Here is a 13,212-nt window from a genome sequence, read left to right on the forward strand (position 1 = left end):
AGTTGATCATGCGCTTTTCGTCAACGGCGACGCGGGCGGAGGCGCCTTCCAGCTCGGCGAGGCCTTCGGCGACGTCGAGTTTGTCCAGGGCGGCCTTGGCGCGCACGATGGCGGCGGAGTCGTTGGCGGTGACGGCGCGGGCTTCCACGGCGGCAGCGGCGCCGGCACCGTCGAGGCGGTCCATGTTGGCTTCGCTGGCGTGGCCGGCGTTGGCGCCTTTGATCACCGCTGCACCGGTGTCTTCGTTGTCGACTTCATCCCAACTCAGCATGGAAATACTCCTTCCTGGTACTCGAAAAATAAATGTTTTTGCAGGCTACAAGGCATTGAAATACTGCGCGTAGTGTGGTCGGTAAATACCGGCGTTGCACACTATGTAGTGGTCTGATGTGTTTATGGGCACACTATATGGGGTGTAACAAAACTGGTCAACGCACAAGATGTGCGGTCATAGGTCGCTGCCACACATAAATTGCGCGGTGGGCTGGGCATGACGTATAGTTTTTCATATAGCGTTATCGAATAAATAAATAGGTATTTATTCCTTTTAATATTTTATCCGGCAGCGCATTTTGAGGGCCTGCGCATTCGTGCGGATTGACCCAACAGCCAAAAGGAAAGCCGACATGACCATCAAAGCGATCAACGTGCGCAACCAGTTCAAAGGCGTGATCAAGGAGATTCTACTGGGGGAAGTGGTGTCGGAAATCGACGTGCAAACCGCGTCTGGCATTGTGACGTCGGTGATTACCACACGTTCGGTGCGTGATCTGGAATTGAAGGTGGGCAGTGAAGTGATTGCCTTCGTGAAATCGACTGAAGTGTCCATCGCCAAGTTGTGAATGAATAATGTGGGAGGGGATTGCCTGCCCTCCCACGAATGCTCCACCGGGAGGTTAGCGCTGGCGCAAGGCACGTTCCATGCGCTGTATACCTTCCTCCAGCATCGCCCGTGGGCAACCGAAGTTCAGGCGCACGAACTCTTGGCTGTCATCACCGAATTCGATCCCCGCGCTCAGGCCGACCTTGGCCTGCTCAAGGAAAAACTGCTGCGGGTCATCCAGGCCAAGAGCGCTGCAATCGAGCCACGCCAGGAAGGTGCCTTGAGGCGCGAGCATCACTACGCCAGGCAGGCGGGTCTTTACTGCATCGAGCAAGTAGTCGCGGTTGGCCTGCAGGTACGGCACCAGCGCGCTGAGCCAGTCGGCGCATTCGCTGTAGGCGGCACGTGTGGCCTCCAGCCCCAGGGGGCTGACGCTGTCGACCATGCCGCAGCGCGCGTTATTGAAACGCTCGCGCACTTCGGCGTTCTGGACCACCGCAAAGCAGGTCTTCAAGCCGGCCACGTTATAGGCCTTGCTCGCCGACATCAGGGTGATGGTGCGCTGGGCAATCTCGGGGCAGAGGCTGGCGGTGGGGATGTGGCGACGGCCGTCGAAGCACAGCTCTGCGTGGATCTCGTCGCTGATGATCAGCGCGCCAGCTTCCAGGCAGGCATTGGCTACCGCCGTCAGTTCCTCCCGGGGAAATACCTTGCCGATGGGGTTGTGCGGATTACTCAGTAGCAACGCACCGGCACCGCTCAATGCCTGGCGCATCGCAGGCATAGGCGTGACGTATTCGCCGTTGATCAACTCGAACGGCATTTCGATGCGTGGCAGGTTCCAGTTGCCCGGCGCCAGGCGAATCGGCCGATAGTTGGGGGTTTGCAGCACCACCGCCTGGCCGGGCTGGACGAATGCGTGCAGGGCCATATTGAAGCCAGGCTCGACGCCGGGCAGGAACAACAGTTCTTCGGGCTGCACGCGCCAGGCGTACTTGGCCCACAGGTCAGCGACGATAGCGTCGCGCACGTCCGGGCCGGCCACGCTGTAGCCTAGAATCTGCTGGTCCAGGCGCGCGTGCAGGGCGCGCAAAATGGCGGGCGGCGCGGCGATGTCCATATCGGCGACCCACATCGGCAGAACGTCTTGCGGGTAACGGCTCCACTTAGTACTGCCGGTATCGAAGCGTGGGTGGATCGTGTCGAAATCAAAGCTCATGGACAGGCTCGTATCAGGGCGGCGGCGAAAGAATGGCGCCGATTCTAGCGCCATTAATTTTATAGGCCAGAGCTGATTGCCGCCTTGCACAGCGGTGTGCGTTCCATGACCGACAAGTTCTGTAATAAAAACGCCATTGCGCTGGGGATTGAATCAGCGAGGGGCTATTTTGGTGCATCTCAATAATCAGAGTAGCCATGGATGAAATACCAACCCTTGAGTCATACCTTGATTGCTACCGCGCTGGTATTAACGATCAACGGGGTGCATGCAGCTTCCCAAGCCCCGGTTGCGGGTGAAAATGGCATGGTGGTCACGGCTCAGCACCTGGCAACCCATGTGGGTGTCGATGTGCTCAAGGCCGGCGGCAACGCGGTCGATGCGGCGGTGGCAGTGGGTTACGCACTGGCGGTGGTGTACCCGGCGGCGGGCAACCTGGGCGGTGGCGGTTTCATGACGGTGCAACTGGCGGACGGGCGCAAGACCTTCCTCGACTTCCGCGAAAAAGCCCCGTTGGCGGCGACGGCCGATATGTACCTCGACAAGGCCGGCAATGTGGTCGAGGGCCTCAGCGCCAAAGGCCATTTGGCGGTCGGCGTACCGGGCACGGTGTCCGGCATGGAGCTGGCCCTGAGCAAATACGGCACCCTCAAGCGCGCCCAAGTGATTGCCCCGGCGATCAAGCTGGCGGAAAACGGCTTTGAGCTGGAGCAGGGCGATATCGACCTGCTGCACACCGCCACCGGTGAGTTCGAAAAAGACCAGGATATGCGTGGCATCTTCCTGCATAACGGCGAGCCGATGCAGGTAGGCCAGAAGCTGGTGCAGAAGGACCTGGCCAAAACCCTCAAAGAAATCTCGGCCAAGGGCACCGACGGTTTCTATAAAGGCTGGGTCGCCAAGGCGGTAGTGGATTCCAGCCAGGCCGGCAAAGGCATCATCACCCAGGCCGACCTCGACGCCTACAAAACTCGCGAACTGGCCCCCATCGAGTGCGACTACCGTGGCTACCATGTGGTCTCGGCGCCGCCACCCAGCTCCGGCGGTGTGGTGATCTGCCAGATCATGAACATCCTCGAAGGCTACCCGATGGCCGACCTGGGCTATCACTCGGCCCAGGGCCTGCACTACCAGATCGAAGCGATGCGCCACGCCTACGTGGACCGCAACAGCTATCTCGGTGACCCGGACTTCGTGAAGAACCCCATCGAGCATCTGCTGGACAAGAACTACGCGGCCAAGCTACGTGCGGCGATCGAACCGCAAAAGGCCGGTGATTCCCAGGCAATCAAACCGGGTGTATCGCCCCATGAAGGCAATAACACCACCCACTATTCCATCGTCGACAAATGGGGCAACGCGGTCTCGGTGACCTATACCCTCAACGACTGGTTTGGTGCCGGGGTGATGGCGAGCAAGACCGGGGTGATTCTCAACGATGAAATGGACGACTTCACCGTCAAGGTCGGCGTGCCGAACATGTACGGGCTGGTGCAGGGCGAAGCCAACGCTATCGCACCGGGCAAGGCGCCGCTGTCGTCGATGAGCCCGACCATCGTCACCAAGGACGGCAAGGCGGTGATGGTCGTCGGTACACCGGGCGGCAGTCGCATCATCACTGCCACCTTGCTGACCATCCTGAATGTCATCGACTACAAGATGAATATCCAGGAAGCCGTGGACGCGCCGCGCTTCCACCAGCAGTGGATGCCTGAGACCACTAACCTTGAGACGTTTGCCGTGAGCCCGGATACCCAGAAGATTCTCGAGAGCTGGGGCCATAAGTTTGCCGGTCCGCAAGATGCCAACCATTTGGCGGCGATCCTGGTCGGTGCGCCTGCTCTGGATGGCAAGCCGGTGGGTAACAACCGCTTCTATGGGGCCAATGACCCGCGACGCAATACGGGGTTGTCGTTGGGCTACTAAAACCTGGTACGGTAAGAAATGTGGGAGCGGGCTTGCCCGCGAAAGCGGTGGGTCAGTCTATGCATGTGCTAGCTGATACAGAGCATTCGCGAGCAAGCCCGCTCCCACAGGGAAGAGTGTCAGGGCTTGAGCAGCTGGGTGACCGCGGCAAATGCCGCCTGGCGCCTTTGTTCCCAATCCCCGCCAATCACCACCAGCGGCTGTCGATGCTCCTGCATCCACTCCAGGCTGGCCTGAAAAAACGCCCGGCGATCCGCCAGTTCCGGCTGGCAGCGCTGGCCGTCGGCACTCCATTCCACATCCTCGGGTGAGAGCAGCAAGTGCAGGTCGTAATGCCGCGCCAGTAGCTCGTCATCAAGCCAGCCGGGATAGTCGCCGAACAGGGTCTGGCTCCAGAGCTTGTTGGTCAGCAGGTGGGTGTCGAGGATCAGCAAGGTGGGGCGTTTGGCGCGGGCGGCGTCCTCCCAGGCCAACTGGCCCTGGGCAATGGCCGGGATATCCGCCAGGGTGGTGTCGCGCTGATGCTGATCGATGAAGTACCGCACATATTCCCCCACCATCAACCCACCGAAGCGCGTGTGCAACTGCGCCGCCAGCCAGCTCTTGCCGCTGGATTCGGGGCCCGCCAATACCACCACTTTCATGCGCGTAACGCCGGGTCGGCGCGCCACTCGCGCCAGCCTTGCACGGCAATCACGGTAAACAATGCATAGAGTGCAGCCGTGAGATAGAGGCCTTTGTAGAGGAACAGGCCGACGAAGATCACATCCACCACAATCCACAACGGCCAGCACTGCACGCGTTTTTGCGCCATCCACATCTGCGCCACCAGGCTGAAGCCGGTGAGGGCGGCGTCGAGCCAGGGCTGGGCGGCGTCAGTCCAGTGGGCCATGGCGGCGCCCAGCAGCAGACTGCCGACGGCGCCCACAGCCAGGCTGGCCATGATTGCCGGCGCTTTCAGGCTGGTGACCTGGCGGCCTTGCTTGACCTCGCCAGCGCGGGTCCACTGCCACCAACCGTAAACTTGCAGCGCCGCGTAGACCACTTGCAGCAGCATGTCCGAGTAGAGCTTGACCTCGAAAAACACCCAGGTGTAGAGCAACACCATCACCAGGCCGATGGGCCAGCACCAGGGGTTTTGTTTGACCGTCAGCCAGACAGCGATCACCCCCAGGGCGGCGGCGAACAGTTCAAGCCCGGACATGGCGGATCCTTGGGAGAGTGGGAGAGGGCGGTGATTGTACCCAGAGCTCACCGATCCTCAAACACAGCAATGCGTCATTGCCCTCTGTAGGAGCGAGCTTGCTCGCGAAGATCGTCAACGTTACCGCGTATTGTCTGAATAACCGCGGTGCCTATGGGTTTTTCGCGAGCAAGTTCGCTCCTACAAAAGGCTAATCAGCGCTAGATTCGGAATTGGCGCAGCAACCCATCAAGCTGCTCACTCAAACCACGCAACTGCGCACTCGCCACGCTCGATTGCTCCGCCGCCAGCGCTGTGCTGTGGGACAGCCCGGCCGCTTGGGTGACGTTCTGGTTGATGTCTTCCACCACATGGGCCTGCTGCAGGGTGGCGCTGGCAATCGAGGCGTTCAGGCCGTTGAGGTTGTGCAGTGCCTGGCCGATGGCGGTGAGGCTTGCACCGGCTTGGCCGGCTTGCTCGATGGTCAGTTGCGAGGCGCTGTGGCTGTCGCTGATGACCTTGACCGCCGCTTCCGAGTGACCTTGCAGGCGCTCGATCATTACCTGGATCTCGGCGGTGGATTTCTGCGTGCGCTGGGCCAGCAGTCGCACCTCATCGGCGACCACCGCAAACCCACGGCCTTGCTCCCCGGCGCGGGCGGCTTCGATGGCGGCGTTGAGGGCGAGCAGGTTGGTCTGGTCGGCGATGGAGCGGATCACCTCCAGTACCCCGCCGATCTGCGTGCTTTCGCTGGAGAGTGTGCGGATCACCTCCACAGCCTGGCTGATGGTGGTGGAGAGCTGGTCGATCTGCTGCAAGCTGCCGTCGATGTTGACCTGGCCCTGTTGTGCCTGGGCCTGGGCATCGCGCATTTCGCTGGCGGCGTGTTCGGCATTCTTCGCTACGTCCTGCACGCCGTAGGTGACTTCATTGATGGCGGTGGCCACCAGTTCCATCTGCTGCGATTGCTGCTGGCTGCGGTCATGGGCCTGGCTGGCGTTGTGGCCCAGCTCGGTGGACGACTGGCCCAGGGCGTTCGCGCACACCTGCAACTGGCCGACAACCTGGCGCAGTTTGGCGGTGAAGCTATTGAAGTGCTGGGCCAGTGCGGTCAGTTCGTCACGACCGTGGGTGTCGAGGCTGTGGGTCAGGTCGCTTTCGCCGCTGGCGATATTGCCCATGGCATTCACCGCCGCCTGCAACGGCTGCACGATGCTGCGAGCGATCAACACCACCAGCACGGCCATCATCAACGCAATGCCCAGGCCAATGGCCGAGGCTTTCCACACCTGGCCCCTGAATTCAGCCTGTACATCGTCGACGTAGACGCCGGAGCCGATAATCCAGCCCCAGGGTTCGAACAGTTGGATGTACGAGGTTTTCTCTACCGGTGCTTCGGCGCCGGGTTTCGGCCAGCGGTAGTTGACGACGCCGGCACCCTTGGCCTTGGCCAGGCTCACGAATTCGTTGAACACGGCGAAACCGTCCGGGTCGCGAATCGCCGAGAGGTTCTGGCCGTCGAGCTTGGGGTTGGCCGCGTGCATGATCATCACGGGGGTGAGGTCGTTGATCCAGAAGTAATCATCGTGGTCATAACGCAGGCCGCGCACCGCGCTCAGGGCCTGTTGTTGCGCGGCGTCACGGGTCAGTACGCCGGTTTTTTCCAGATTCTGGTAATAGCTGAGTACGCCACTGGCGGTCTGTACCACGTGCTGGGTCTGCTGGCGCTTGGCCTGGTAGAGGTCGCCGTGGATCTGGTTGAGCATCAACAGCCCCAAGGCCAGCAGCATCAACACGGCGACTATCAGGATCAGCCAAAGGCGGCGGCTGATCGACATGCTGCGCAAACTGTTCATCGTCCTGTCACTCCCTGCTCTTTATAATTGTGGTGCTGCTTCGAGATTTCCGGCGTGTCTGATAGGCTTTCGGCCCGGAATCGAAAAACCTGAGTACTGCCTGATTTTTCACGGAATTTTTGCAGACCGGCGTTGAGAATCAACCGCGGGCGCTTGTGTGCGCTCGTCGTCAGTGAACTTAAAAAAGACTAAGAGGCATGCTACGCGCATGACCTTTGGAGACAGCATGGATTTTTGGACCGCCATACAGGCATTGATTCTCGGCATCGTCGAGGGGCTTACGGAGTTCTTGCCGATCTCCAGTACTGGCCACCAGATCATCGTCGCCGACTTGATCAATTTTGGCGGCGAGCGTTTCGAAGCCTTCAATATCATCATCCAGCTCGGCGCGATCCTGGCGGTAGTCTGGGAGTTTCGGCGCAAGATCTTTGACGTGGTCATCGGCCTGCCGACCCAGCCCCAAGCCCGACGCTTCACGGTCAACCTGATCATCGCCGTGTTGCCGGCGGTGGTACTGGGTGTGATTTTTGCCGACCTGATCAAGCACTACCTGTTTAACCCGATCACTGTAGCGACTGCCCTGGTAGTGGGTGGCGTGATCATGTTGTGGGCCGAGCGCCGCCAACATGCAGTGCGGGCTGAAACTGTCGACGACATCACCTGGAAAGACGCCCTCAAGGTCGGCCTGGCCCAGTGTCTGGCGATGATCCCCGGCACTTCGCGTTCTGGTGCGACGATCATCGGCGGCCTGTTGTTTGGCCTGTCGCGCAAGACAGCTACCGAGTTCTCGTTCTTCCTGGCGATGCCGACCATGGTCGGTGCGGCGGTGTACTCGGGCTATAAATACCGTGACCTGTTCCAGCCCGCGGACCTGCCGGTGTTCGCCATTGGCTTTGTCACCTCGTTCATCTTCGCCATGATTGCGGTCAAGGCCCTGCTCAAGTTCATCGCCAGCCACAGCTACGCGGCGTTTGCCTGGTACCGGATTGCGTTCGGCCTGGTGATCCTGGCGACCTGGCAGTTCGGCTGGATCGACTGGACTGCGGTCAAGCCATGACTATCCAGCACCCACGCCTGAAGGCGCTGATCTTTGTACTGCTGTGTGCCGCGCCGCTGCTGGGCTCGGCGTTGCTGTGGTATCGCGGCGAAACGGTGATCCCGTTGATGGCCTACGGCGTGGTCAGCGTGGTGGCGTTCTTCTTGTACTGGAGCGATAAGCGCAAGGCGCAGACCGAAGGCTGGCGCACCCCGGAAAACATCCTGCATGCGGTGGAACTGGCCGGCGGTTGGCCGGGGGCGTTGATCGCCCAGCAGGTGTTCCGGCACAAGACGCGCAAGGTGTCTTACCAAGTGTTGTTCTGGGTGATTGTGCTGTTGCACCAGGTGTTCTGGCTGGACCAGCTGTTCCTCGGCGGCACCTTGCTGTCAATCCTCTAGCCGCAAGCCAATCTGCGTGCGCTTGGGCAGCTTGCTCACCACCAACTGGTGGGAGCGCTGCAACAGGCCGCGCAGTTCCTCTGCGCCCAAAGGGTAGGGCGTGTTCATGATGACCCACTGCGCCCTCGCCAGGTAAGGCGCCGGGTGAATGCCCGGGCGGTCGACGTGACCCAGGAACAGTTCTTTGTCGACCTTGAAGGCCAGCGACTCACCGCGCAGGTTCTGCAAGGCGAACATCTTGTTGCCAGCAATCGAGAACACCCGCACGCCACCCCATTTATAGTCTTCCCGTGCGCCTGGCAGGCTCAGGCAGAAACGTGCGACTTGTTCTTCCGTCATGCTCATAACAGCCGATCTCCACAGCCTTTGAAGCCTTCTTCCAGATAGTCGATCCAGGCCCGGATGGCCGGCAGCACGCCGCGCCGGTGCGGGTAGACCGCCTGCAGCCAGCCGCCTGGCAATGACCACTCCGGTAGCAATTGCACCAGGCGGCCATTAGCCAGTTCTTCTTCGCAGTACATCATTGGCAGCACCGTAAAGCCCACGCCCATCATTGCGCTGGCCTTGCGCACGATAAAGTCTTCGATGCCCAGGCGCGCCTCCATCACTAGCTCGCGCATGTTGCCCTGGGGGTCGATGATGCGTTGGTGCACCATTCGGTCCGCCTCGAGTGCGCCAAGGATTGGCAACTGCTTGAGGTCTTCCAGGGTTTCGACCCGCCGCTCACGCATGAAAACGGGGCTGGCCACCAGCACGGTATGCGCCTGGCGCAGGCGTTTGGTGACCAGCAACGGGTCTTCGTCGCCCAGTTCGCGTACGCGCAGCGCTACATCAATGCCTTCGGCCACCAGGTCGACGCGGCGATTCACCAGGGTCATGTCCAACTGCACCAACGGGTGCGCGGCCAGAAAACCGGCTACCAGCTCCGGCAGGATCTGCTGGGCCAGGCCCACCGGGCAACTGACCCGCAAGCGCCCCCGTGGTTCGCTGGACATACTGGCCACGGCCTCGTCGGCCATTTCCGCTTCAAGCAGCATGGCCTGGCAGTGGCGCAGGTAGCGTTCGCCGACGGCGGTGAGCGTCAGTTGCCGGGTGGTGCGTTGCAGCAAGCGTGCACCCAGGCGGTCTTCCAGTTCGGCAATGCGCCGTGAAAGCCTGGATTTGGGAATGCCGAGTAGCCGGCCAGCCGCAGCAAAACCGCCGGCTTCGACGACTTTGGCGAAATAGTAGAGGTCGTTGAGGTCTTGCATGGTGGGCCTATTGTCCTGTCAGTGGGACAAACTATCGCATTTCAGCTGGCTTATCGACCATTGGTTTCATGCGTAGCATCACCACCATCTGATCGCCACTGTCGATCCCACCTCGGAGATCCATCATGAAACTGTTGCACATCGATTCCAGCATCCTCGGCGACAACTCGGCCTCCCGTCAGCTCAGCGCCGGTGTGGTCAAGGCATGGCAAGCTGCTCAGCCAGGTGTGGAAGTGACCTACCGCGACCTCGCCAGCGAAGGCATCAACCATTTCTCCGGCGCGACCCTGGGCGCATTGGGCACTGCTGCCGAACTGCGCGATGCGGCGCAAAAGCACGAGGCTGAACTGAGTGCATCGTCGCTGGCTGAGTTTCTCGCCGCCGATGCTGTGGTAGTCGGTGCGCCGATGTACAACTTCACCATTCCCACCCAGTTGAAAGCCTGGATCGACCGCATCGCAGTGGCCGGCCAGACCTTCCGTTACTCCGAAGCTGGCCCTGAAGGCCTGTGCGGCAACAAAAAAGTCATTATTGTCTCCACCGCCGGCGGCCTGCATGCCGACCAAGCCTCGGGCGCTGCCCACGAAGGCTACTTGAAGCTGCTGTTCGGCTTCCTGGGCATCACCGACATCGAGATCGTGCGCGCTGAAGGCCTGGCCTACGGTGATGAAGTGCGCAGCAAAGCCATGAGCGACGCCAACGTGCGCATCAACGAGCAACTGTTCACCGCTGCGTAAGGCTTATGTAAGTTTGCCCTGTCCTCGGTTTCATTCTGAAACCGAGCGCCTAAACTCTGTATTCTGATCGCCTGAACGCGAGCGGAGTACGGAGTTTTTCGTTGTGGCCCAGGTTATGCACACATCCCTTCGATACCCTGGACTTTTTATTCGACAGGCCGGTTCTTGTGCAGCAAAGGTGGACGTCCCCATGATGCGTCTTTGTGCTGTTTTGGTACTTTCGCTGTTGGGCGGCCTGGTTTCAGTGCACGCCGCGCCGGCACCGCACCCCCATTGGAGTGTGGGGTTTCATCGCATGAGTGTGCTCGACCCGCTGGATTCGCAGCCGATGAAGGCCATCGCGTTTTACCCTTCCACCGATACCGAACGCACCACGCCGCTGGGCGCCTATCAGGTCGCGGCCAGTGAAGATGCCAAGGTTGCTATCGGCCGTTTTCCGGTGCTGATGCTGTCCCACGGCAACACCGGCACGCCCCTGGCCCTGCACGATCTGGCTACGTCACTGGTGCGTAAGGGATTCGTAGTGGTGGCGGTCCTGCATCCCGGCGACAACTATAAGGACCACAGCCGCCTGGGCACCGTGAGTAATCTGTATGGCCGGCCGATCCAGATATCCCAGGCGATCACCGCCACCCTGGCCGATCCGATGCTGTCGCCCTTTGTTGATGTCGATCAGATCGGCGTCATCGGTTATTCCGCCGGTGGCGAAACGGCATTGATCCTGGCGGGCGCCAAGCCGGATTTCGAACGTCTACGCCGCTACTGTCAGGAACGCCCTGAAGACCGCGACGCGTGCACCACCAAGGGCGAGTTGGTGGTTGACCGCGACGACTTGCAACCCCAGGCTGACCCGCGCATCCATGCGTTGATGCTGATGGCGCCGCTGAGCTTGATGTTTGGCCGCCATACCCTGGCGGACGTGCATGTGCCAGTGCTGCTCTACAGTGGCGATGGCGACCAGTTGGTGGCAGTGGACAAAAACGCCGCCGCCCTGGCGCGCAAACTGCCAGAGCCGCCGGACTTCAAGCTGTTGGCCGGGGCAGGGCACTTTGTATTCATGGCCCCGTGCGACAGTGATCAACTGGCGACAATGCCGGGCATCTGCACCGATGCCGATGGTGTCGACCGCGAAGGGATTCACCGCGATATGGTCTCCGAGGCCGGGCGCTTTTTCAGTCGCACCCTCGGTGAGGCAACGCGTGCCGGCCTGCAGACGGCTGATCAGTAGGCGCGGCGCCTGAGCAGCACGGTCAGGGCGAGCGCGCTGACCGACAGCAACGCGGCGCAGAAGAATATCCAGCCGTAGCCAAGATTCAACGCCACGGCGCCCATCAACGGCCCGGCGATCGCCAGGGCCAGGTCGAAAAATACCGCATACGCACTCAGCCCCGCGCCACGGCTGCTGTCCGGCACTTGCTTGATAGCTTCCACGCCGAGCGCCGGGTAAACCAGTGACAAACCAAAACCGGTCAACCCTGCGCCGATCAAGGCCACGCTGGTAGACGGTGCCAGCCACAGCAGCGTCAGGCCCAGGGTTTCGATGATCATGCAGGCGATGGCGGCGGTGAACCCGCCAAACCGGCTGATGGCTGAGATAAACACCAGGCGCGAGAGAATAAAGCACACACCAAATACCGTCAGGCAATACGCCGCACCGGCCCAGCCACGATTCAGGTAATACAGGGTGATAAAAGTCGTCAACGTGCCGTAGCCAATCGAAGCCAGGCACAGGCTGGCGCCGAACGGTGCGATACGCCCGAACACCGCCCAGAACGGCAGCCGCTCGCCACGTACCACCGGCACCGACGGTTTATTGCGGATCAGCACCAGTCCCAACGCCGCCAACACCGCCAGGGCAAGACCGAGGCTGGTGTAGCCGTAATCAGCCACCATCACCACGCCAAGTGGCGCACCAATCGCAATCGCGCCGTAGGAGGCGATGCCATTCCAGGAAATCGAGCGTGCGGTGTGCTCGGCGCCCACCGCGCCCATGCACCAACTGATGGTCCCCACGCCAATCAGGCCCTGGGCCACGCCGAGTAACAGGCGACCGGCGATCAGAATACCCAGGCTCAAGCTCGGCAGACTTTCCAGCAGCGTGGCGATAAAGGTCAGTACACCGCTGATCAGAATGCCGGCCAGGCCTAGCACGATCGCGCGTTTGGTACCGACGTTATCCGACATCCGCCCTGCCATCGGGCGGCTGAGCAGCGTGGCCAGGTACTGCGAACCGATGGTCACCCCGGCCGCCACGGCGCTGAAACCCAGTTGCTCGTGCACATAGCCTGGAATCACCGCAATCGGCAGGCCGATGCAGATAAAGGCAATGAAGGTGTAGAAAACGATGGAAACGATTTGCCGGGTGATCGACAGGGAGGAGGGGGCGGCAGGCATGAATACTCAATCGCTGGCGGGCGGTGAATGCATCATGGCATAACCTGCATCCCTGTAGGAACGAGGGACGCCTGCAGTAGATCCCGTGTGTGAGCGGGCTTGCCCGCGAAGGCAGTGTGTCAGTCACTGAATCTTTAACTGAACCACCGCTATCGCAGGCAAGCCAGCTCCCACACGGGTCATTCATCGCCCACAGAGTCACTGCCCGGCACAAATCCTCTGTGGGAGCGGGCTTGCCCGCGATAGCGGTGTGTCAGTCACTGAATCTTTAACTGAACCACCGCTATCGCAGGCAAGCCAGCTCCCACACGGGTCATGCATCGCCCACAGGATCAACGCCTGGCACAAATCCCCTGTGGGAGCGGGCTTGCCCGCGAAGGCGGTGTG

Annotated in this window: 13 protein-coding genes and 1 pseudogene; 6 read left to right on the plus strand and 8 right to left on the minus strand. The window is 60.9% G+C overall.

The window, feature by feature from the left end:
- Positions 1 to 271 (minus strand): annotated as a pseudogene (locus GIV35_RS16230) (ribonucleotide-diphosphate reductase subunit beta); the annotation flags it as partial.
- Between the two features lie 355 nt (positions 272 to 626).
- Between GIV35_RS16230 and GIV35_RS16235 the strand changes: the two are divergent.
- Positions 627 to 842 carry a TOBE domain-containing protein gene (locus GIV35_RS16235; RefSeq protein WP_003173733.1) on the plus strand — a complete coding sequence of 72 codons (216 nt, stop codon included), beginning with the start codon at positions 627 to 629 and terminating at the stop codon, positions 840 to 842.
- Positions 843 to 896: 54 nt separating this feature from the next.
- On the opposite strand, the gene GIV35_RS16240 is transcribed toward GIV35_RS16235, so the two are convergent.
- A complete protein-coding gene (locus GIV35_RS16240) occupies positions 897 to 2,042 on the minus strand; it encodes a MalY/PatB family protein (protein ID WP_236485874.1) in 1,146 nt (381 codons plus the stop codon).
- Positions 2,043 to 2,243: 201 nt separating this feature from the next.
- On the opposite strand from GIV35_RS16240, the gene ggt reads away from it, so the two are divergent.
- Positions 2,244 to 3,968 carry a gamma-glutamyltransferase gene (gene ggt / locus GIV35_RS16245; protein WP_138763747.1) on the plus strand — a complete coding sequence of 575 codons (1,725 nt, stop codon included), beginning with the start codon at positions 2,244 to 2,246 and terminating at the stop codon, positions 3,966 to 3,968.
- A 119-nt stretch (positions 3,969 to 4,087) separates the two neighbouring features.
- On the opposite strand, the gene GIV35_RS16250 is transcribed toward ggt, so the two are convergent.
- The 3 genes from GIV35_RS16250 to GIV35_RS16260 form a co-directional block, all read right to left on the minus strand.
- Positions 4,088 to 4,612: an AAA family ATPase gene (locus GIV35_RS16250; RefSeq protein ID WP_213153608.1), complete on the minus strand. Its 525-nt coding sequence runs from the start codon at positions 4,610 to 4,612 to the stop codon at positions 4,088 to 4,090.
- Complete coding sequence (gene pnuC / locus GIV35_RS16255; RefSeq protein ID WP_034127339.1) at positions 4,609 to 5,172, minus strand: nicotinamide riboside transporter PnuC; 564 nt, start codon at positions 5,170 to 5,172, stop codon at positions 4,609 to 4,611. The genes GIV35_RS16250 and pnuC overlap by 4 nt, the downstream gene beginning before the upstream one ends.
- Positions 5,173 to 5,372: 200 nt before the next feature.
- Positions 5,373 to 7,007, minus strand: coding sequence for a methyl-accepting chemotaxis protein (locus GIV35_RS16260; protein WP_198715218.1), 1,635 nt, complete (start codon positions 7,005 to 7,007; stop codon positions 5,373 to 5,375).
- Positions 7,008 to 7,233: 226 nt separating this feature from the next.
- Here GIV35_RS16260 and GIV35_RS16265 point away from each other — a divergent pair, with 226 nt between their 5' ends.
- Together GIV35_RS16265 and GIV35_RS16270 are read left to right on the plus strand one after the other, a co-directional pair.
- Complete coding sequence (locus tag GIV35_RS16265) at positions 7,234 to 8,064, plus strand: undecaprenyl-diphosphate phosphatase (RefSeq protein ID WP_034127341.1); 831 nt, start codon at positions 7,234 to 7,236, stop codon at positions 8,062 to 8,064.
- A complete protein-coding gene (locus tag GIV35_RS16270; RefSeq protein ID WP_034127342.1) occupies positions 8,061 to 8,444 on the plus strand; it encodes a DUF1294 domain-containing protein in 384 nt (127 codons plus the stop codon). The genes GIV35_RS16265 and GIV35_RS16270 overlap by 4 nt, the downstream gene beginning before the upstream one ends.
- On the opposite strand, the gene GIV35_RS16275 is transcribed toward GIV35_RS16270, so the two are convergent.
- Both GIV35_RS16275 and GIV35_RS16280 read right to left on the minus strand, forming a co-directional pair.
- On the minus strand, positions 8,433 to 8,789 hold the full coding sequence (locus tag GIV35_RS16275; RefSeq protein WP_034127343.1) for an MmcQ/YjbR family DNA-binding protein: 357 nt from the start codon (positions 8,787 to 8,789) through the stop codon (positions 8,433 to 8,435). The two genes, GIV35_RS16270 and GIV35_RS16275, sit on opposite strands and share 12 nt — an antisense overlap.
- On the minus strand, positions 8,786 to 9,694 hold the full coding sequence (locus GIV35_RS16280; protein WP_236264966.1) for a LysR substrate-binding domain-containing protein: 909 nt from the start codon (positions 9,692 to 9,694) through the stop codon (positions 8,786 to 8,788). Before GIV35_RS16280 ends, GIV35_RS16275 begins: the two co-directional genes overlap by 4 nt.
- A 125-nt stretch (positions 9,695 to 9,819) precedes the next feature.
- On the opposite strand from GIV35_RS16280, the gene GIV35_RS16285 reads away from it, so the two are divergent.
- Both GIV35_RS16285 and GIV35_RS16290 read left to right on the plus strand, forming a co-directional pair.
- Entirely contained in the window at positions 9,820 to 10,431 is a 612-nt protein-coding gene (locus GIV35_RS16285; RefSeq protein WP_213153987.1) for an FMN-dependent NADH-azoreductase, read from the plus strand.
- Between the two features lie 190 nt (positions 10,432 to 10,621).
- Entirely contained in the window at positions 10,622 to 11,659 is a 1,038-nt protein-coding gene (locus tag GIV35_RS16290) for an alpha/beta hydrolase family protein (RefSeq protein ID WP_200649460.1), read from the plus strand.
- Here the strand turns inward: GIV35_RS16290 and GIV35_RS16295 are convergent.
- The gene (locus GIV35_RS16295; protein ID WP_200649461.1) at positions 11,653 to 12,825 is read right to left on the minus strand and encodes an MFS transporter; all 1,173 of its coding nucleotides are present in this window, start codon (positions 12,823 to 12,825) and stop codon (positions 11,653 to 11,655) included. The two genes, GIV35_RS16290 and GIV35_RS16295, sit on opposite strands and share 7 nt — an antisense overlap.
- Between the last annotated feature and the right edge of the window lie 387 nt (positions 12,826 to 13,212).

Origin of the sequence: Pseudomonas sp. PA-1-6B, assembly GCF_021609545.1 — a bacterium.
GTDB lineage: Bacteria > Pseudomonadota > Gammaproteobacteria > Pseudomonadales > Pseudomonadaceae > Aquipseudomonas > Aquipseudomonas fluorescens_BV.

Bases quoted from the DNA above. Each gene is read 5' to 3' on its own strand.
- GIV35_RS16235 (WP_003173733.1), top strand. From the start codon at position 627: ATGACCATCAAAGCGATCAACGTGCGCAACCAGTTCAAAGGCGTGATC.
- GIV35_RS16240 (WP_236485874.1), bottom strand. From the start codon at position 2,042: ATGAGCTTTGATTTCGACACGATCCACCCACGCTTCGATACCGGCAGT.
- ggt (WP_138763747.1), top strand. From the start codon at position 2,244: ATGAAATACCAACCCTTGAGTCATACCTTGATTGCTACCGCGCTGGTA.
- GIV35_RS16250 (WP_213153608.1), bottom strand. From the start codon at position 4,612: ATGAAAGTGGTGGTATTGGCGGGCCCCGAATCCAGCGGCAAGAGCTGG.
- pnuC (WP_034127339.1), bottom strand. From the start codon at position 5,172: ATGTCCGGGCTTGAACTGTTCGCCGCCGCCCTGGGGGTGATCGCTGTC.
- GIV35_RS16260 (WP_198715218.1), bottom strand. From the start codon at position 7,007: ATGAACAGTTTGCGCAGCATGTCGATCAGCCGCCGCCTTTGGCTGATC.
- GIV35_RS16265 (WP_034127341.1), top strand. From the start codon at position 7,234: ATGGATTTTTGGACCGCCATACAGGCATTGATTCTCGGCATCGTCGAG.
- GIV35_RS16270 (WP_034127342.1), top strand. From the start codon at position 8,061: ATGACTATCCAGCACCCACGCCTGAAGGCGCTGATCTTTGTACTGCTG.
- GIV35_RS16275 (WP_034127343.1), bottom strand. From the start codon at position 8,789: ATGAGCATGACGGAAGAACAAGTCGCACGTTTCTGCCTGAGCCTGCCA.
- GIV35_RS16280 (WP_236264966.1), bottom strand. From the start codon at position 9,694: ATGCAAGACCTCAACGACCTCTACTATTTCGCCAAAGTCGTCGAAGCC.
- GIV35_RS16285 (WP_213153987.1), top strand. From the start codon at position 9,820: ATGAAACTGTTGCACATCGATTCCAGCATCCTCGGCGACAACTCGGCC.
- GIV35_RS16290 (WP_200649460.1), top strand. From the start codon at position 10,622: ATGATGCGTCTTTGTGCTGTTTTGGTACTTTCGCTGTTGGGCGGCCTG.
- GIV35_RS16295 (WP_200649461.1), bottom strand. From the start codon at position 12,825: ATGCCTGCCGCCCCCTCCTCCCTGTCGATCACCCGGCAAATCGTTTCC.